Source organism: Cellulosimicrobium sp. So1_17 (assembly GCF_055181235.1).
Genome location: NZ_CM143702.1, coordinates 1,571,448 through 1,588,776 on the forward strand (window position 1 = coordinate 1,571,448; position 17,329 = coordinate 1,588,776).

A 17,329-nucleotide genomic window follows, 5' to 3' on the forward strand; every position below is an offset into this window, starting at 1 on the left:
CCCTCAGTCGCGCAGGGCGAGGCGCCGGGCCAGCACCGCGCACACCACGAGCTGCAGCTGGTGGAAGACGATCACCGGGACGGCGACCACGCCCGCCACGGCGACCGGGAAGAGCACGCTGGCCATCGGCAGGCCGGTCGCGAGCGACTTCTTCGAGCCGCACATGAGCAGCGCGACGCGGTCCTCGGTCGACAGCCGCAGGGCCGCCCCGCCCCACCACGTGATGGCGAGCATCGCCGCGAGGAGCAGCGCGCTCACGCCGAGCAGCGCGACGATCGCCCACCCCGACACGCTGGACCACACGCCCGCCGACGTCGCCGCCGCGACCGCGCCGAACACGACGACGAGGATCGTGCCCCGGTCCACGCCGAGCGTGAGCCAGCGCCGCGCGCGGATCCAGTCGCCGACCCACGGCTGCAGGAGCTGGCCGACGACGAACGGGACGAGGAGCTGCAGGAGAACCGTCCGCAGACCGCCTAGCCCGCCGAGCGCACCGTCGTCACCGCCGGACGCGCCGGCCGTGGCGCCCGACGCGTCGGAGAGCAGCCACAGCACGAGCAGCGGGGTGACGACCATCCCGAGCACGTTCGACACCGTCGCGCCGCAGATCGCGCCCGCGACGTTGCCGCGGGCCACGGACGTGAACGCGACCGAGGACTGGACCGTGGACGGCAGGAGCGCGAGGAAGAGCACGCCGACGGCGAGCCCCTCCCCGACCACCGGTGCGACGGCCCACGCGACGAGGAGGCCGAGCAGCGGGAAGACCACGTACGTCGACGCGAGGATCCCGCCCTGCAGCCGCCAGTTCCGCAGCCCTGCCCAGACCTCCCGGGTCGAGAGCCGCATGCCGTAGACGAAGAACAGGACCGTGACCGCGACGTCGGCGACGACGTCCACGACGCGCTGCGCGTCCGGGCCCACCGGCACGACGAGACCGAGGACGAGGACGACCAGCAGCGTCACGACGAACGGGTCGACCCACCGGCTCAGGACTGCGCGCACGAGGGTCGAGTCTAGGGCGCGACCCGCGGGGCCCCGGTCAGAAGTCGAAGAGGTCCCCGAGCCACGACTCCTTCTTCTTGCGCTTGGCGTAGCGCGGGTCGTAGCGGTCACCCTCGTAGCGACGGTCGCCGTCGTACCGGCGGTCGCCGTCGTACCGGCGGTCCCGGTCGTCGTAGCGGCGCTCGTCCCGGTAGCGGTCGTCGCGGCGCTCGTCGTAGCCGCGCGGAGACCCGTAGTCGGCCGGCTGCGCGGCCGGGTACGCCGTGGGTCCGGGCGGCACGGGTGCAGGGGCGGGAGCGGCGGTCGCCGCCGGCCCCGCGGCCTCGGCCGCGATCTCGCCCTCGACGGATCGGTCGATGATCTTGTCGAGCTCACCACGGTCGAGCCACACGCCACGGCACGTCGGGCAGTAGTCGATCTCGACGCCCTTGCGCTCGGTCATCACGAGCACGGTCTGGTCGGTCGGGCACAGCATGCGGGTCCTCCTGGTATGACCGGGACGTATGGCCGGCACGGTGGCCGGGATGCTGCGGAGTCCAACGCCGGCCGGCCCGGGATGGTTCCCGCGCGCCTCACGTCGCGTCGTCGGGCACGAGGTGCTCGCGCAGCTCCTCGACGCGGTGGCGCTCGTCGTCGAGCGACGCGAGCGCCTCCGCGACACGGGGCAGGAAGTCCGCACCCGCGAGGAACCACTCGACCCCTTCGAGGAACCGTGCGGCGGCGACGTCGTCGTGCAGCGCGAGCGCCAGGTCCGCGCGGAGCACGAGCGCGCGGAAGCGCACCCGCTCGGAGACGGTGCGCGTGCGGACCCCCTCGGCCGCGAACGCCTCGTCCAGGACGCGCGCCGCCCCGACCGCGTCCCCCGCGCCGCGCAGGATCCGCGCGTGCTCGACGGCGCGCGCCAGGTCGGGCGGTTCCGCGGCACGACGGCGCGGCAGCCCGGGAAGGGGTGCCTCACCAGCCACGCCGCACCTCCGAGCCTCGACAGCCCGACCACCCTAGACCGGGTGGTTCCTGCCGGCAGCCCGAACGCGTGGGGCCGGCCCGGGACGACGTCCCGGACCGGCCCGACGGCGGACGCGAGGTCAGCGCTGGACGCGCGCGCTGCCGCCCGAGGCGAGCTTGCGGACCTCGGCGAGCGACGCCGTCGACGTGTCGCCGGGCGTGGTCATCGCGAGCGCGCCGTGCGCGGCGCCGTACTCGACGGCCTCCGTGATCGAGCCGAGCTCCATGAGTCCGTACGCGAGGCCGGACGCGAACGAGTCGCCGCCGCCGACGCGGTCGAGGATCTCGAGGCTCGGGCGGTGCGTCGCCTCGGCGAATCCCTGCACGCGGGACCAGGCGATGGCACCCCAGTCGTTCACGGTCGCGGTCTTCACGCCGCGCAGCGTCGTCGCGATGACCTGGAAGTTCGGGTACTCCTCGGCAGCGCGGCCGATCATCGCGCGGAACGCCCCCGTGTCGAGGTCGGTGAGGTTCTCGTCGACGCCCTCGACCTCGAAGCCGAGCGACGCCGTGAAGTCCTCCTCGTTGCCGATCATCACGTCGACGTAGCGCGCGAGGCGACGGTTGACCTCCTGCGCGCGCTCGACGCCGCCGATCCCCTGCCACAGCGACGGGCGGTAGTTGAGGTCGTAGGACACGATCGTGCCGTGGCGGCGCGCGGCGGCCATCGCGGCCTCGGCGACGTCGGCGCTCGACTCCGACAGCGCGGCGAAGATGCCGCCCGTGTGGAACCAGCGCACGCCGCGCCCGAACAGCGCGTCCCAGTCGACGTCGTCGGGCCGGAGCTGGGCGATCGCGGTGTTGCCGCGGTCGGAGACGCCGACCGCGCCCCGCACGCCGAAGCCGCGCTCGGTGAAGTTCAGGCCGTTGCGCACGGTGCGGCCGATGCCGTCGTAGGACCGCCACACGACGTTGCTCGTGTCGAGCCCGCCCGTGAGCATGAGGTCCTCGACGAGGCGGCCGACCTCGTTGTCCGCGAGCGCCGTGACGACGGCGCCGCGCAGGCCGAAGCAGCGGCGCAGGCCGCGCGCGACGTTGTACTCGCCGCCGCCCTCCCACGCGTCGAAGCTGCGGGCGGTCTTGATGCGGCGCTCGCCCGGGTCGAGGCGGAGCATGACCTCGCCGAGCGCGACGACGTCGTAGGCGCACTCGTCGGCGGGGCGGACGACGAGCGGCGCGGTGGCGGAAGACGTCGCGGTGTTTGTCCCGGTGGGGGTGGTGCTCACGGTCAGGCTCCTTCGGTGACGGTGCTGAGCGACGCGGCGAGCTCGACGGCCTCGCGCGTACGACGGGTGATCTCGGTCCAGTCGCCCGCGCGGACGAGCGAGCGGTCGACCATCCACGACCCGCCGGCGGCGAGCACCGACGGCAGGGAGAGGTAGTCGAGGAGGTTGGCGGCGCTGACGCCCCCCGTGGGGACGAACCGCACGCCGGGGAACGGTGCCGAGAACGCCTTGACGGCGGCGGGTCCGCCGACGACGTTCGCCGGGAACAGCTTCACGGCCGTCAGGCCGAGGTCCAGGGCGGCGATGATGTCCGACGGTGTCGCGACCCCGGGCAGGATCGGCACGCCGTGCTCCTGGGCGCGGCGCACGACGTCGGCGGACAGGCCGGGCGACACGAGGAACCGGGCGCCGGCCCGGACGGCCTCGTCGACCTGGGCGGCCGTGATCACGGTGCCGGCGCCCACGAGCACCTCGGGCACCTCGCGCGCGATCGCCTCGATCGCCGACGCGGCGCCGGCGGTGCGGAACGTGACCTCGGCGACCGGCAGGCCGCCCTCGCGCAGGGCGGCGGCGACGCCCAGGCCGTCGCGCGCGTCGTCGACCACGACGACGGGGACGACGCGCGCCCGCTCGATCTGCTCCAGGACGCTGGTGTCGGCTGACATCCTCACTCCGTTTCGCTATGGTGAACGCCTGTTGTTCACTGCGGAACGCACTCTAGAGGAAGGCACCACGATGACGGAAGCCGGGCCCGCGGCGTCGGGCACCGCGGCGAGCCCGCTCGGGAGCGTCGACAAGGCGCTCGCCGCGCTCGAGGCGCTCGCAGCCGCCGGCCCCTCGGGCCTCGCGCTGGGCACGCTCGCGCTCGGGCTCGGGCTCAACAAGACCTCGCTGCACCGCACGCTCGCCGCCCTGCGCCACCGTGGCTACGCCGAGCAGGACGAGTCGACGGGCAGCTACCGGCTCGGCCCTGCGGCGACCGCGCTCGCGACCGTCTACCTCGGGGAGGAGAACCTGCCCGCGCTCCTGCACCCCGCGCTGGTCGCGGTGTGCCAGTCCACGGACGAGCTGGTGCACCTCGGGACGCTCGCCGGGACCGAGATCGTCTACCTCGACAAGGTCGAGCCCGCCCGCGCCGTCCGGGTGTGGTCCGCCGTCGGCCGGCGTCGACCCGCGGCCACGACCGCCCTGGGACGCGCGCTCCTCGCGTACCGCACGCTCGACGACGACCGCCTCGCCTGGTACGCCGCGGCCGCTCCCGACGGCCAGGTCACGACCGCGGACCTGCGGTCCCTCTGCGAGCGCACGCGCGAGCACGGCTTCGCGCGCGAGGACGAGGAGAACGAGCCGGGGATCAGCTGCGTCGCGGTCCCCGTGCTCGACGCGGGACGCCCCGTCGCCGCGATCAGCGTGACGGCGCCGTCCGAGCGCCTCGGCGTGCGGCGGCGCCGAGAGATCGAGGACGTGCTGGCTCGCGTGCTCCCTCCGCTGCTCCCCCCGCCGCTCACCGTGCCGCTCGGCCTGCACCACGCCGCGAGCCGCGACGGGCAGCGGGGCGAGCGCCGGACGGCAGCCACGCCCGGCGTGTGAGAGAGTTCAACCGCAGTCCGATCGGCAGCACGGAAAGGCCCGGCGATGACCGTCCTCGTGGCGTACAACGACTCCCCGCAGGGCGAGGCCGCCCTGCACGCCGCGATCGCCGAGGCCGAGCGACGCGGCGCGCCGCTCGCGGTCCTCGTCCTCACCCCGCAGGACCCGGAGGCCGGGGTCCCCGCGGGCCTCGCGCACCAGCTCGACGCGCTGCCCGCCGGCATCGAGCGACCGGAGGTGACCTACCGGTCCGAGCACGTCGACCCGGCCGACGCGATCGTCGAGGAGGCCGAGCGGACGCACCCCGAGCTCGTCGTCATCGGCGCCCGGAAGCGCTCGCCCGTCGGCAAGTTCCTCCTCGGCAGCACGACGCAGCGCGTGCTCCTCGACTCCCCCGCCCCCGTCCTGGTGATCAAGGCCCGGCACTGACGCCGGCTCAGCGGTCGGCGCGCACCTCGACGAGGTTCCGCCACGGGTCCTCGAAGCGCAGGACCGCGCCGTCGTCCTCGGTCGCGACCGCCGCCCGCGCGAGCCGCTCGCGCAGCGCGCCGACGTCGTCCGCACCGGGCACCGTGATCGACACCTTGCCGAGCCCGAGCGAGGACGCGCGCGGTCCTGCCCCACGGCTGTTCCACGTGTTCATCGCCATGTGGTGGTGGTACCCGCCGGCCGAGACGAACAGCGCTCCCGGGACGTTCGCGGTCTCCTCGAAGCCGAGCGCGTCGACGTAGAAGGACCGCGCGGTCGGCACGTCGCCCACCTGCAGGTGCACGTGCCCCACCACCGCTCCGCCTGCGCCGCCCGCTCCGCCCGCTCCGCCTGCGCCGCCCGCTCCGCCGGTCCCGGGCGACCGCTCGCCCGCCTCCGCACGAGGCCCCGACAGCAGCTCCCGGGACGCGTCGCTGAGGTGGTCGGCCAGGAACGCGTTCGGGTCCAGGTGGATCGTGTCCATCCGCACACCGTTCTCGTCCCATCCCCACGCGTCGCGCGGGCGGTCGGCGTAGAGCTCGACGCCGTTGCCCTCGGGGTCCGTGAAGTAGAACGCCTGGGACACGAGGTGGTCCGCGCTGCCGACGAACGTGCTCGGCGCGGTCGTCGCGACGGAGGCGAGGGCGTGCGCGAGGCCCGGTTCGTCGTCGAACAGGACGGCGGTGTGGAACAGGCCCGCCTCACGGCGGCCCGGCACCGGCAGGCCGGGAGTGCGGTGCAGCACGACGAGCGGCGTCGCCCCCCGGCCGAGCACGACGGTCTCGGCGAGCCGGGCGCCGTCGGGCAGGGCGAGCGTGTCCGGGGTGGGGAGCACCGCGAGGGAGAGCGCGTCGCGGTAGTAGCGCGTCATGAGGTCGAGGTCGCGCACGTGGAGGGTGACCGCGTCCATGCGGGTGTCGGCCGCGAGCAGGTCGACGACGGGCCGCGGGGCGCCCGGGCGGGCGAGTCGCTGGACGGTGGGGCCGGGGTCGGCCTGCGAGGTCATGGGTCCCTCCGGGAGGATCGGCGCGCCGCGGGCGCGGCTGTTAGTTGTTTCTTCAACTATTTAACCACAGCCGGGCGCGCCGCCGCGGTCAGGCCGTGACGACGTCGTCGACAGCAGCACGCAAGCCGTCGACGAGCGGCGTCGTCGGGCGGCCCAGGAGACCTGCGAGGTCCCCCGTGGCGTCGCCGAGCAGCCCGTCGCGGATGTTGCCGTCGAGCGCGACGACGAAGCCCGCGGTCCCCTCGTCCAGCCCGGCGCCCGCGAGGATCGCGAGGTGCTCCTCCGGCGTGACGCCCCGGAACGCGACCGGACGGCCCACGACGTCGGCGGCGGCCGCGGCGAGCTCGTCGAAGGACCACGCCACGTCGCCCGTGAGCTCGTAGACGGCGCCGTCGTGCGCGCCGTCCTGCTGCGCGGCGAGCGCGACGACGGCCGCGGCCTCCGCGTAGTCGGCCCGGCTCGCGCTCGCGACCCGCCCGGCGCCGGTGCTCGCGACGATCTCGCCCGTCTCCCGCGCGCGCAGGACGTCGGGCGCGTAGTTCTCGGTGTACCAGTTGTTGCGCAGGACCGTGGTCGACAGCCCCGAGGCCGCGAGGAGCTCCTCGGTCGCCTTGTGCTCGGGCGCGAGGACGAGTGCCGACGTCGTGGCGTGCGGCGCGCTGGTGTAGATCACGCGCGACACGCCGGCGGCCCGGGCCGCGTCGACGACGTTCCCGTGCTGCTCGACCCGGCGTCCCACCTCGGAGCCCGACACGAGGACGAGGACGTCGACCCCGGCGAGCGCGGCGGCCAACGTCTCCGGGCGGCCGTAGTCGGCCTCGCGCACGACCACGCCGCGGTCCGCGAGGTCGACGACCGTTCCCGTGGTGCGGGCGAGCGCGACGACGTCGGCCGCGGCCGCGCCCCGGGCGAGCAGGGACTCGATGACGAGACGGCCGAGGTGGCCGCTGGTTCCGGTGACGGCGATGGTCATGAGGGGGCTCCTTCGAGAGCAGGGCGGGTCGTGCGACCGTCCGGCGACGGTTCGCAGGCGCCTCGCGGCGCCTCCCGTCGAGGATGCACTGACTTTTCGACAGTGCCAACCGAAAGAGCGTGCGACGTATCTCACAGTGCGCTACCGGGAGGAGCCGCCTATCCTGGCTGCGTGACGGACGTGACGGAACTCAGCGCGCGCGACGCCGGCCCGACCGACGAGATGGTCGCCGACGTGTTCCAGCGCGGCTGCACCTCCCGGCACGTGCTGGAGTCGGTGACCGGCCGCTGGGGCGTCCTCACGGTCGCCGGCCTGCGCGACGGCGCCGTGCGCTTCAACGCGCTGCGTCGCCGGATCGACGGCGTGAGCGAGAAGATGCTCGCCCAGACGCTGCAGGGGCTCGAGCGGGACGGCATCGTCGTGCGCGAGGTGCGCGCGACCATCCCCCCGCACGTCGAGTACTCGCTCACGGAGCTCGGTGTCCGCGTGGCCGACAGCCTCTCCGCGCTCATCGACGTGCTCGAGGGTGCCGTCGGCGAGGTGACCGCGTCGCAGCGCGCGTACGACGCCCGCCGCGACGGCGCGTGACCTCCACCGCTCCGGACCTCTCGCCGCGCGCCCGGCCGACCGTCGGCGTGCTGCTCGCGGCGGGCGCCGGGACGCGGCTCGGGCGGGGACCCAAGGCGCTGCTCCCCCACCACGGCCGCCCGCTGGTCGAGCACGTCGCCGGGGTGCTCGCGGAGGGCGGGTGCGACGTCGTCGTGGTCGTCCTCGGAGCGGGCGCGGACCGGGTGCGCGCCGAGGCCGCGCTCGACCGTCCCGCCGTGCACGTGGTCGTCAACGACGACTGGGAGTCCGGCATGGCGTCCTCGCTGCGCCGGGGCGTCGCCACGGCGCTCGCCGACGACGCCGCTCGCGTCGTCGTCGCGCACGTGGACCAGCCGGGCGTGCGGCCCGACGACGTCGCTCGGCTCCTCGCCGCCCACCGCCCCGGGCGCGTGGCCGCCTCGCGCTGGACGGGCGCGGTCGCGCAGGACGCCGCCGCGCTCTCCCACGGCGACGCGCGCGGGAACCCCCGCTGGGCGCACCCCCTCGTGCTCGACGCGTCGCTCGCCGCCCCGGCCGCCGCGAGCGCGCACGGCGACCACGGCGCCCGCGCCTTCCTGCGCGCGCACGCGGACCTGATCGACGTCGTCGACCACCCGGGCGACGGCCGCGACCTCGACACCGAGGCCGACCTCGACCTCCTGGCCTGAGCGCAGGGCACCCGACCCGCGATCATCCGGCCCGGCCGCCCGCCGCCCTCATCCCGAGGTACACCCGGTCCCGCAGGAGCGGCAGCTCCGTGAACCGCACACCCGTCGCCGCGCGGATCGCGTTGGCGAGCGCGGGGGCGACGGGGTTGAACGGGCTCTCGCTCATGGACTTCGCGCCCATCGGCCCGATCGAGTCGCTCGTGCGCGCGAAGTAGACCTCGCTGCGCGGCACGTCCGCGAAGGTGGGCAGGTGGTACTGCCGGAAGATGTCGGTCGTGACCTTCCCGGTCTCGTCCACCACGACGTCCTCGTACAGCGCGGCACCGAGCGCCTGCGCGACACCGCCCTCGATCTGGCCGCGGCACTGGCGCGGGTTGACGACCTCGCCGGCGTCGGCGGCCTGGACGGACTGCAGGATCCGGATCTCTCCGGTTCCGCGGTGCACGGCGACGCGGAACCCGTGGACGTTGAACGCGACCGAGCGCGGCGTGCCGCCCCAGCGCCCTTCGGCGACGAGCTCGATCCCGGCCTCGGTCGCGGCCCGCGCCACGTCGGCGAGCGGGACGAGCCTCCCGGCGCAGTCGACCGCGCCGGGGACGAGCCGGCAGTCGGCGGGGTCCGGGACACCGCCGTCGGACAGGGCGCCGGGCATTGCGGCCGCCACCTTGAGGACCGTCTCGGCGAGGTCCTGCGCGGCGGCGAGCGACGCCTTGCCCGCGACGACCGTGCCGGTCGACCCGAAGGCACCGGTGTCGTGCTCGACGAGGTCGGTGTCGGACTGGCGCACCACCACCGCCGACGCGTCCTGGCCCAGCGCCGACGCGACGAGCTGCGCGTGCACCGTCGTGGTGCCGTTGCCGAACTCGGCCGTGCCGACCTCGGCCTCGACGACGCCGTCGGCACGCAGCCGCACGCGCGCGTGGGAGAAGTGCCCGCGCGGCGGGACGGTGTCGATCATCGACAGGGCCGTGCCCTCGCCGACGCCCCACTCGGCGCCGAGCGCGCGGTCGTCGCGCTCGCGTCCGCGGCGCAGGGCGTCGTCGACGAGCTCGATGCACTGGTCGAGCCCGTAGCTGCCGTGGTGGACGTCCTCCTCGGGCGTCGGGTGCGTGGAGAGCATCGGCTCGCCCTCGAGGACGACGTTGCGACGCCGCATCTCGAGCGGGTCGAGGTCGAGCTGCCGCGCGAGCTCGTCCACCGCCGACTCGACCGCGAACACCATCTGCGAGAGCCCGTAGCCGCGGAACGCGCCCGCCGGGACGGTGTTCGTGTAGACGCTGTGGGCGTCGACCTTCTTGTTGTCGCACCGGTAGACCGCGAGCGACTCGCCGCACCCGTGGAACATGACGCCGGGGCCGTGGTTGCCGTACGCGCCCGTGTTGGTCAGCACGTCGAGGTGCAGCGCGGTGAGCGTCCCGTCCCGGCGCGCGCCGGCCCGCACCCGGACGCGGAACGGGTGCCGCGTCGTCGTGCCCACGAACTGCTCCGTGCGCGTGAGCTCGAGCTGCACCGGGCGCCCGAGGCGCAGCGTGGCGAGGGCCGTGACGTCCTCGGTCAGGACCTCCTGCTTGCCGCCGAACCCGCCGCCGACGCGTTCGCAGTAGACCCGGACCCGCTCGGGGTCGAGGTCGAGGACGCGCGCGAGGTGGCGACGCGCGAGGAACGGCACCTGAGTGGAGGACCGCACGACGAGGCGGCCGTCGTCGTCGAGCGACGCGACGGAGCAGTGCGTCTCGAGCGCGGCGTGCTGGACGCGCTGGGTGCGGTACGTGGCCTCGTGCACGACGTCGGCCTCCGCGAGCCCGCGCTCCACGTCACCGAGCTCGCTGTGCACCTCGGCGACGACGTTCGCCTCCGGGCGCGAGACGCGGGCCTGCGTCGCGTCGAGGTCCGGGTGGACGAGCGGCGCACCCGGGGTCATCGCCTCCTCGGGGTCGACGACGGCGGGCAGCACCTCGTACGTGACCCGCACCCTGCGCACACCCTCCTCGGCGGCGGCCACGGTCTCGGCGACGACGGCGGCGACGCGCTGCCCGACGAACCGCACGACGTCGTCGAGGATCCTCGTGTCGTCGGGGTCGTCGGTGAACAGCTCGTGCTGCGCCGTGGAGAACCGGGCCGCCGGGGCGTCCTCGTGCGTGAGCACGGCGACGACGCCCGGGACGGCGAGCGCCGCGGTAGTGTCGATCGCGAGGACGCGCGCGTGCGCGTGCGGCGAGCGCACGAGCTTCAGGTGCAGCAGCCCGGGGTAGGTGGCCGGGTCGACGTCGAGCGTGTACCGCACGGTCCCCGTGACCACGCCCCGCCCGGCCGGTGCCGGCACGTCCGTCCCGAACGCCGAGGGAGTACCCGGGTCACGCGAAGTAGTACCGAGGTCACGCGAGGTAGTACCGAGGTCACGCGAGGTAGTACCCGGGTCACGCGAGGTAGTACCCGGGTCCGGGCGCGGGCCGTCGTGCGCGGGGTCGCAGGGTGCGGCGCCGGCCGGGTGCTCCCGCCCGCACGCGCCGCCGCCGAGCACGGCGTCGGCGATCGCCCGGTACCCCGTGCAGCGGCACAGGTTGCCCTTGAGGTTGCGCGGCAGGTCCTCGCGCTGGTCGTCGTCGAACGTCGCGGCGGTCATGATCATGCCCGCGGTGCAGAACCCGCACTGGAAGCCCTGCGCGTCGAGGAACTGCTGCTGCACCGGGTGCAGCTCCCCCTCGGGGACGCCGCTCGCCGCGGCGAGGCCGGCGATCGTCGTCACGTCGCGGCCGGCGGCGCGCCGCGCGGGGTAGACGCACGAGTGCACGGGGACGCCGTCGACGTGCACCGTGCACGCGCCGCAGTCGCCGCCGTCGCAGCCCTTCTTCACGCCGAGCGCACCCTGCTCGCGCAGGAACGTGCGCAGGCACTGGCCCGCGCGCGGCTCGGTCGTCACCGTGCGGCCGTCGACGGTGACGGGCCCGGAGCGATCGGGCCGCGTGGCGTGGGTCGACGTCGCGGCCGGCGTGGTCGGGTCGCTCATCGGGGTCCTCCGTCCGTGCCGGCACCGTCGAGGGGCGCGACGAGCTCGGCGCGGATCTCCTCGGCGAGCCGGTAGGTCATGTCTCGACGCCACGCGGGATGGCCGTGGACGTCGTCGTGCCAGATGCTCTCGCCACCCGCTGCCCCGTCGGCACCGTCGGCCGCCGCAGCATCGAGCGCGGCGGTCAGGTCCGCGGCCGAGGGGTGTGCCCCGGGAGGAAAGCGCAGCTGCACGGGGCGCCGCGTCGCGGCGGTCACGGTGAGCACGAGCTCGCCGACGCCGTCGGGCCCCGTGCTGCCTTCCCCCGTCGGTGGGTCGACCCGGCCGATCAGCAGGACCCCGGAGCGTCCGAGGTTGGACAGCGACAGGCGCCGGAAGGCCGTCCGCGAGCGCAGCGCACGGTCCGGGACGCGGATCGACCGGAGCAGCTCGCCCGGGGCGAGCGTGTTGCGCATGTCGCCCGTGACGAGCTCCGCGACGGGCTGCGCGCGGCGTGCGCCGCCCGGCCCCCAGACCTCCGCCACGCCGTCGAGCGCCGCGGTGAGCGAGATCATCGGACCCGCGGGGAGCGACGTGCAGACGTTGCCGCCGACCGTCGACGTGTTCCAGATCTTGAACGACGCGACGAAGGCGTCGCAGCACGGGCGGAACAGGTCGAGCGCGCTCCACCGGCCGCGCACCGGGACGGCGGCCGCCGAGCCCTCGAACGCGTAGAGCTCCGCGACGGTGCACGTCGCGGCGATCTCGAGCCCGTCCTCGGTCACGGTGAGCGACGGCCAGCTCGCCGACGTGACGTCGAGCAGGCGCCGCAGCGTCTGGCTCCCGTAGGAGAACAGGACGGTCCCGCCCGCGAGCCACGCGTCGCCCTCGCGCCACTCGGCGGGGTCGGCGGTCGGGACGAGGTCGGTGACGGTGCTCAGGTCCATCAGGAGGCCTCCTCGGGTGCGGTGCGCCGCGGTGCGCCCGGTGGTCCCGGGACAGGGCGTGGGTCGACGGCGTGCGGCCTGTCCGCGTGCGGCGGGTCCGCGTGCGGCGGGTCCGCGTGCAGCGGGCCCCGGCTCTGGCTCAGGGGCACGACGCCGGCCCGGCCGTGCCGTGCGGCGACGATCTCGGCCGTGACGGAGACGGCGACCTCGTCCGGCGTGACCGCGCCGAGGTCGAGACCGATGGGCGACCGCAGCCGGGCGAGCGCGGCGTCGGAGACGCCCTCGGCCCGCAGCGCGCGCACGCGCTGCTCGTGCGACCGTCGGGAGCCCATGGCGCCGACGTAGGCGACCGGCAGGTCGAGCGCGAGCCGCAGGAGCGGCACGTCGAACTTCGCGTCGTGCGTGAGCACCGCGACGCCGGTGCGGTGGTCGAGACGTCCCGCACCCGCCTCGTCCGCGAGGTACCGGTCGGGCCACTCGACGACGACCTCGTCCGCCTCCGGGAACCGGCGGGGGTCGGCGAACACCTCGCGCGCGTCGACGAGCGTGACCCGGTAGCCGAGCAGGCGCACGCCGCGCACGAGCGCCGCGGCGAAGTCGTTCGCGCCGAACACGAGGAATCGCGGCGCCGGGAGGCGGGTCTCGACGAGCAGCGTCACGGGCTCGGCCGCGTCGTCGCAGGCAGGGACGCTCGTCCCCGCGGCGCGGCCGTCGTCCCCCGCGTCCGCATCCGGGTCCGCGCCCGGGACCACGCCCGTCTCCGGACCCGGGCCCGGGCCGGCGTGGGCGGCGCGCACCGTCGCGGTGCCCCCTGCGCGCAGCACCGCGACGACCTGCGCGGCGGCCGCGTCCACGGCACCGGCCCCGACGAGCCCGTGCAGCGCGGCGGCGACCGCCGGCCCGTCCGCTGCGCCTGCTGCGCCTGCCGCGCCTGCCGCGCCTGCCGTGCCTGCAGTGCCCGCCGTGCCCGCGTCGAGCAGGACGGCGGTGGGCCGGTCACCGTCGATCCGCCGCACGAGGGCTGCGGGGCCGGCGTCGGCCGCGAGCGCCCGGAGCGCCCGCGCGGCGTCGTCGTCGGGGAAGACGGGCTGGACGTGCACGTCGAGGGTGCCGCCGCAGCTCAGCCCGACGGCGAACGCGTCGTCGTCGCTGTAGCCGAAGGTCTCGCGGTGGCAGGCACCGGCCGCGATCGCGTCGAGCGCGGCGGCGTGCACCGCGGCCTCGACGCAGCCGCCCGAGAGGCTGCCCACGACGGCGCCGTCGGCGCGCACGGCCATCGCCGTGCCGACGGGTCGCGGCACGGAGCCGGACGCCGCGACGACCGTCGCGACGGCGAAGGGGAGCTGCCCCGGGCCGAGCCACGGGGAGAGCCGGTCGACGATGTGGAGCATCGTGGTCTCGCTTCCGCCAGGGTGCCGGCACTGCCGGCGTCCTTCCAGTGAACCCTTGCGGTGAGTCCCCTGCGTGTCCAGGGGCGCGTCGGCTGTGACGCGCCGGAAACACAGGGCTTGAATCCGCCGTCAGACTTCCGCTGGACGGAACCCGTCTTCCGTTCAGCGAATCTCACGCTAGCACGCGGCGTGCCGCACGTCACGGGACCTGTCTACGATCGAGCCATGACGGCGGTCGCTCTCGGGATGCCCCAGCTCCGTGGACCAGCGCGCGGGCACGCGCCCACGCGCGCCTCGGACCTGCCCGACGAGCGCCCCGGCACGGAGGCTCTCGTCGACCGCTACGGCCGGGTCGCGCGCGACCTGCGCATCTCGATCACCGAGAAGTGCACGCTGCGCTGCACCTACTGCATGCCCGCGGAGGGCCTACCGGCCATCGCGCGCGAGGACCTGCTCACCCCCGAGGAGATCGCCCGGCTCGTGCGGGTCGCCGTCGGCCGCCTCGGGATCACCGACGTCCGGTTCACGGGCGGCGAGCCCCTCGTGCGCCGGGACCTCGCCGAGATCCTGCGCCTCTCCCGCGCCGCCGCCCCCGCCGTGTCGATCTCCATGACGACGAACGCCATCGGGCTGGACAAGCGCGTCGGCGAGCTCGTCGCCGCGGGGCTCGACCGCGTGAACATCTCGCTCGACTCCGTCGACCGCGACGACTTCGCGCGGCTCACGCGCCGCGACCGCCTGCCCGACGTCCTCGCCGGCGTCCGGGGCGCGCTCGCCGCCGGCCTCGCCCCCGTCAAGCTCAACGCCGTGCTCATGCCCGAGACCCTCGCGGGCGCCGCCGACCTGCTCGCCTGGGCCGTCGACCACGGGTGCCACCTGCGCTTCATCGAGCAGATGCCGCTCGACGCCGACGGGCGCTGGACCCGCGACGACCTCGTCTCCGCCGAGGACCTGCTCGCGTTGCTGGGCGAGCGCTTCGACCTCCTCGAGGTCGGCCGCGACGACCCGTCGGCACCGGCCGAGGAGTGGCTCGTGGACGGCGGGCCGCAGACCGTCGGGATCATCGCGTCGGTCACGCGGTCGTTCTGCGGCGACTGCGACCGAACGCGCCTCACCGCGGAGGGCACCGTCCGCTCGTGCCTGTTCGGCGACGACGAGACCGACCTGCGCGCGATCCTGCGCTCCGACGCCCTCACGGAGGACGAGCGCGACGACGCGATCGCGCGCGCCTGGCAGGGCGCGATGTGGGCGAAGCCGCTCGCGCACGGCAGCGACACCCCCGTGGCGAGGGACGCGTTCGCGCCGACCGCGCGCAGCATGGGCGCGATCGGCGGCTGACCCCGCGAGCGCGTGCGTCGTGAAGGTGCCGCACGTCACGGGGTGAACCGGGTCACGTCGCCGCGTTCTCCCAGGTCAGCGCGCGGCGCGGACCCTATCATAGGGACGTGACGACGACCTCCTCCGCCCCCGCCCTGCCCACCGTCGAGACCCCCGACAACAGCACGTCCGCGCTGCCGATCTACCGCGACGACCAGCGCGCCGAGCCGTGGAAGACCGGGACGAAGAGCGTGCTCGGCGTCGCGATCGGCGCGATCGTCGGGACCGTCGTGCTCAGCTGGTTCGGCCTGGTCCTCGGTGCCGCCGTGGGTCTGGGCGTCGGCATGCTGCTCGACAACGGCCGCGCACCCCGCTGAGCCTGCGAGCCCTCAGAGGCCGACCCACTCCGACACGCCGTCGGTGAAGTGCTGCCGCTTCCAGATCGGCACCTCGGCCTTGATCCGCTCCACGAGCAGCGAGCACGCCTCGAACGCCTCGCGGCGGTGGCCCGCGGCCGCCGCCGCGACGAGCGCGACGTCCCCCACGACGAGCGTCCCGTACCGGTGCACCGCGGCCACCCGCAGGCCCGTCTCGGCCGCGACGGCGTCGACGCACCGCCGCAGAACGGCCGTCGCGTCGGGGTGCGCCTCGTAGTCGAGCCCGGTCACGCCGCGGTCGTCGTCGACGTCGCGCACCACGCCGCGGAACGTCACCACCGCGCCGCACTCCGGCCCGCCGACGGCGTCCTCCACCGCCTGCGACACGGCGGCGTCCAGGACGTCCGTCGTCACGCGGCTCACCACGTCGCCCGCACGCGCCGCGTCGCCGCTGCCCACTGCCTCACCAGCGCTCACAGCTCCCACACCTCCAGCTCGGTCCCGGCGTCCCACCCTGTCACGTCGGCGGGCACGTCGACGAGGACGTCCGCGCGCGCCATCGACGCGACGAGGTGCGACCCCGGGCCGCCTACGACGCGCACCCAACCGTCGGGACCGCTCGCCCCCCGCAGGAGCTGACGCTTCCCGGCAGGTGACGTCCCGGCGTCGAGCACGCGCGCTCGACGGACCCGCCGCTCCCCCGGCAGGCCGGCCGCCCGCTCGAGGACCTCGCGCAGGAAGACGACGAACGACACCTGGGCGCTCACGGGGTTGCCGGGGAAGGTGAGCACGGGCGTCCCGGGGCCGGGGCCGAACCGGCCGAGGCCCTGCGGGCCGCCGGGCTGCATCGCGACCGACCGGAACTCGACGCCCGGGCCGCCGGGCGTCCTTCCGGGAGTCTGCGTCGGGCCGAGCACGTCCTTGACCACCTCGTACGCCCCCTGGCTCACACCGCCCGACGTGATGACGAGGTCCGCGCCCGCCGCGGCGTCGGCGAGCACTGCGGCGAACGCCCCGGCGTCGTCGCCGCAGCGCGCCGTGAGCGTGACGACGCCTCCCGCGCGCCGCACCGCCGCGCCGAGCGCCGTGCCGTTCGCGTCGAACACCTGCCCCGGTCCTGGCCGCTCCCCCGGGCCGACGATCTCGGAGCCCGTCGACAGGATGGCCACCCGTGGCCGCGCGACGACGCGCACCTGCCCCACGCCGCACGCCGCCGCGGCGGCGAGGTGGTGCGGTGCGAGGAGCGTCCCGTCGGCGAGCAGCACGTCGCCCGCGGCGACGTCGCTGCCCGCCTCGCGCACGAACTCCCCGGCCTGCCGGGGCACCAGGACGTCGACGGCGACGGTCCCGCCCGGCGCGTCGGACCGGGCCCCGGCCTCGCCGGCGAAGCTGCCCGCCCCGGTGTCCTCGACCGGGACGACGGCGTCCGCGCCGTCAGGCACGGGAGCGCCCGTCATGATGCGCGCCGCGGTCCCCGGTGCCAGGGCGGCGGGCGTGCCCGGAGCCGCGGGGATCTCCGCGGCGACCGGGAGCCGGACCGGGACCTCGGCCCTCGCACCCGCGACGTCGACGGCCCGCACCGCGTACCCGTCCATCTGCGAGTTCCGGAAGAGCGGGACCGGGACGGGCGCCACGAGGTCTTCCGCGAGGACCCGGCCGAACGCGTCGGCGAGGTCGACCTGCTCGGTGCGCGCGCGGCGTCGGGCACCGTCCACGAGGGGCGCCAGCAGCTCCGCGACGTCCGCGCGGTGCCGTTCCACGCTCACCCGGTCGCCCATGGTCACC

At 75.5% G+C, this 17,329-nt stretch carries 18 protein-coding genes; 6 read left to right on the forward strand and 12 right to left on the reverse strand.

Annotation, left to right across the window (positions count from 1 at the left end; translation table 11 throughout):
- Positions 1-3: 3 nt before the first annotated feature.
- The 5 genes from ACZCLJ_RS06990 to eda form a co-directional block, all read right to left on the reverse strand.
- Positions 4-1,002, reverse strand: coding sequence for a bile acid:sodium symporter family protein (locus ACZCLJ_RS06990; RefSeq protein ID WP_463105930.1), 999 nt, complete (start codon positions 1,000-1,002; stop codon positions 4-6).
- 37 nt (positions 1,003-1,039) lie between these two features.
- Entirely contained in the window at positions 1,040-1,477 is a 438-nt protein-coding gene (locus ACZCLJ_RS06995) for a TFIIB-type zinc ribbon-containing protein (protein WP_463105931.1), read from the reverse strand.
- Positions 1,478-1,574: 97 nt separating this feature from the next.
- Entirely contained in the window at positions 1,575-1,967 is a 393-nt protein-coding gene (locus tag ACZCLJ_RS07000; RefSeq protein WP_251153187.1) for a hypothetical protein, read from the reverse strand.
- A 120-nt stretch (positions 1,968-2,087) separates the two neighbouring features.
- Complete coding sequence (locus ACZCLJ_RS07005) at positions 2,088-3,233, reverse strand: PfkB family carbohydrate kinase (protein WP_463105932.1); 1,146 nt, start codon at positions 3,231-3,233, stop codon at positions 2,088-2,090.
- A gap of 2 nt (positions 3,234-3,235) precedes the next feature.
- Positions 3,236-3,898 carry a bifunctional 4-hydroxy-2-oxoglutarate aldolase/2-dehydro-3-deoxy-phosphogluconate aldolase gene (gene eda / locus ACZCLJ_RS07010; RefSeq protein ID WP_463105933.1) on the reverse strand — a complete coding sequence of 221 codons (663 nt, stop codon included), beginning with the start codon at positions 3,896-3,898 and terminating at the stop codon, positions 3,236-3,238.
- A 70-nt stretch (positions 3,899-3,968) separates the two neighbouring features.
- Here eda and ACZCLJ_RS07015 point away from each other — a divergent pair, with 70 nt between their 5' ends.
- Both ACZCLJ_RS07015 and ACZCLJ_RS07020 read left to right on the forward strand, forming a co-directional pair.
- Positions 3,969-4,823 carry an IclR family transcriptional regulator gene (locus ACZCLJ_RS07015; RefSeq protein WP_463105934.1) on the forward strand — a complete coding sequence of 285 codons (855 nt, stop codon included), beginning with the start codon at positions 3,969-3,971 and terminating at the stop codon, positions 4,821-4,823.
- A gap of 45 nt (positions 4,824-4,868) precedes the next feature.
- The gene (locus tag ACZCLJ_RS07020; protein WP_251153183.1) at positions 4,869-5,252 is read left to right on the forward strand and encodes a universal stress protein; all 384 of its coding nucleotides are present in this window, start codon (positions 4,869-4,871) and stop codon (positions 5,250-5,252) included.
- Between the two features lie 7 nt (positions 5,253-5,259).
- Here the strand turns inward: ACZCLJ_RS07020 and ACZCLJ_RS07025 are convergent, their stop codons facing one another.
- Both ACZCLJ_RS07025 and ACZCLJ_RS07030 read right to left on the reverse strand, forming a co-directional pair.
- On the reverse strand, positions 5,260-6,297 hold the full coding sequence (locus tag ACZCLJ_RS07025) for a VOC family protein (RefSeq protein ID WP_463105935.1): 1,038 nt from the start codon (positions 6,295-6,297) through the stop codon (positions 5,260-5,262).
- 88 nt (positions 6,298-6,385) lie between these two features.
- Positions 6,386-7,270 (reverse strand): NAD(P)H-binding protein, encoded by an 885-nt coding sequence (locus tag ACZCLJ_RS07030; RefSeq protein ID WP_463105936.1) that lies wholly within the window; start codon positions 7,268-7,270, stop codon positions 6,386-6,388.
- Between the two features lie 171 nt (positions 7,271-7,441).
- Between ACZCLJ_RS07030 and ACZCLJ_RS07035 the strand changes: the two genes are divergently transcribed.
- The gene (locus ACZCLJ_RS07035) at positions 7,442-7,858 is read left to right on the forward strand and encodes a winged helix-turn-helix transcriptional regulator (protein WP_463105937.1); all 417 of its coding nucleotides are present in this window, start codon (positions 7,442-7,444) and stop codon (positions 7,856-7,858) included.
- A complete protein-coding gene (locus ACZCLJ_RS07040) occupies positions 7,855-8,526 on the forward strand; it encodes a nucleotidyltransferase family protein (protein WP_463105938.1) in 672 nt (223 codons plus the stop codon). The genes ACZCLJ_RS07035 and ACZCLJ_RS07040 overlap by 4 nt, the downstream gene beginning before the upstream one ends.
- A 22-nt stretch (positions 8,527-8,548) precedes the next feature.
- Here ACZCLJ_RS07040 and ACZCLJ_RS07045 read toward each other — a convergent pair whose 3' ends face one another.
- Genes ACZCLJ_RS07045 through ACZCLJ_RS07055 form a run of 3 tightly spaced genes read right to left on the reverse strand, consistent with a single transcriptional unit; the run spans position 8,549 to position 13,850 of the window.
- Entirely contained in the window at positions 8,549-11,533 is a 2,985-nt protein-coding gene (locus ACZCLJ_RS07045; RefSeq protein WP_463105939.1) for a molybdopterin-dependent oxidoreductase, read from the reverse strand.
- Entirely contained in the window at positions 11,530-12,459 is a 930-nt protein-coding gene (locus ACZCLJ_RS07050) for an FAD binding domain-containing protein (protein WP_463105940.1), read from the reverse strand. The genes ACZCLJ_RS07045 and ACZCLJ_RS07050 overlap by 4 nt, the downstream gene beginning before the upstream one ends.
- Positions 12,459-13,850, reverse strand: a complete 1,392-nt coding sequence (locus ACZCLJ_RS07055; RefSeq protein WP_463105941.1) for an XdhC family protein — start codon at positions 13,848-13,850, stop codon at positions 12,459-12,461. The genes ACZCLJ_RS07050 and ACZCLJ_RS07055 overlap by 1 nt, the downstream gene beginning before the upstream one ends.
- A gap of 225 nt (positions 13,851-14,075) precedes the next feature.
- On the opposite strand from ACZCLJ_RS07055, the gene moaA reads away from it, so the two are divergent.
- Together moaA and ACZCLJ_RS07065 are read left to right on the forward strand one after the other, a co-directional pair.
- On the forward strand, positions 14,076-15,188 hold the full coding sequence (gene moaA / locus ACZCLJ_RS07060) for a GTP 3',8-cyclase MoaA (RefSeq protein ID WP_463105942.1): 1,113 nt from the start codon (positions 14,076-14,078) through the stop codon (positions 15,186-15,188).
- A 107-nt stretch (positions 15,189-15,295) separates the two neighbouring features.
- The gene (locus ACZCLJ_RS07065; protein WP_463105943.1) at positions 15,296-15,544 is read left to right on the forward strand and encodes a hypothetical protein; all 249 of its coding nucleotides are present in this window, start codon (positions 15,296-15,298) and stop codon (positions 15,542-15,544) included.
- A gap of 12 nt (positions 15,545-15,556) precedes the next feature.
- On the opposite strand, the gene ACZCLJ_RS07070 is transcribed toward ACZCLJ_RS07065, so the two are convergent.
- On the reverse strand, positions 15,557-16,021 hold the full coding sequence (locus ACZCLJ_RS07070; RefSeq protein WP_463105944.1) for a molybdenum cofactor biosynthesis protein MoaE: 465 nt from the start codon (positions 16,019-16,021) through the stop codon (positions 15,557-15,559).
- The gene (locus ACZCLJ_RS07075; RefSeq protein WP_463105945.1) at positions 16,018-17,322 is read right to left on the reverse strand and encodes a molybdopterin molybdotransferase MoeA; all 1,305 of its coding nucleotides are present in this window, start codon (positions 17,320-17,322) and stop codon (positions 16,018-16,020) included. Before ACZCLJ_RS07075 ends, ACZCLJ_RS07070 begins: the two co-directional genes overlap by 4 nt.
- Positions 17,323-17,329: the final 7 nt, after the last annotated feature.

Excerpts from the sequence above, each read along its gene's own strand:
- ACZCLJ_RS07015 (WP_463105934.1), top strand. The coding sequence starts at position 3,969 with ATGACGGAAGCCGGGCCCGCGGCGTCGGGCACCGCGGCGAGCCCGCTC.
- ACZCLJ_RS07050 (WP_463105940.1), bottom strand. The coding sequence starts at position 12,459 with ATGGACCTGAGCACCGTCACCGACCTCGTCCCGACCGCCGACCCCGCC.
- moaA (WP_463105942.1), top strand. The coding sequence starts at position 14,076 with ATGACGGCGGTCGCTCTCGGGATGCCCCAGCTCCGTGGACCAGCGCGC.
- ACZCLJ_RS07025 (WP_463105935.1), bottom strand. The coding sequence starts at position 6,297 with ATGACCTCGCAGGCCGACCCCGGCCCCACCGTCCAGCGACTCGCCCGC.
- ACZCLJ_RS07020 (WP_251153183.1), top strand. The coding sequence starts at position 4,869 with ATGACCGTCCTCGTGGCGTACAACGACTCCCCGCAGGGCGAGGCCGCC.
- ACZCLJ_RS07055 (WP_463105941.1), bottom strand. The coding sequence starts at position 13,850 with ATGCTCCACATCGTCGACCGGCTCTCCCCGTGGCTCGGCCCGGGGCAG.
- ACZCLJ_RS06995 (WP_463105931.1), bottom strand. The coding sequence starts at position 1,477 with ATGCTGTGCCCGACCGACCAGACCGTGCTCGTGATGACCGAGCGCAAG.
- ACZCLJ_RS07075 (WP_463105945.1), bottom strand. The coding sequence starts at position 17,322 with ATGGGCGACCGGGTGAGCGTGGAACGGCACCGCGCGGACGTCGCGGAG.
- ACZCLJ_RS07030 (WP_463105936.1), bottom strand. The coding sequence starts at position 7,270 with ATGACCATCGCCGTCACCGGAACCAGCGGCCACCTCGGCCGTCTCGTC.
- ACZCLJ_RS07045 (WP_463105939.1), bottom strand. The coding sequence starts at position 11,533 with ATGAGCGACCCGACCACGCCGGCCGCGACGTCGACCCACGCCACGCGG.
- eda (WP_463105933.1), bottom strand. The coding sequence starts at position 3,898 with ATGTCAGCCGACACCAGCGTCCTGGAGCAGATCGAGCGGGCGCGCGTC.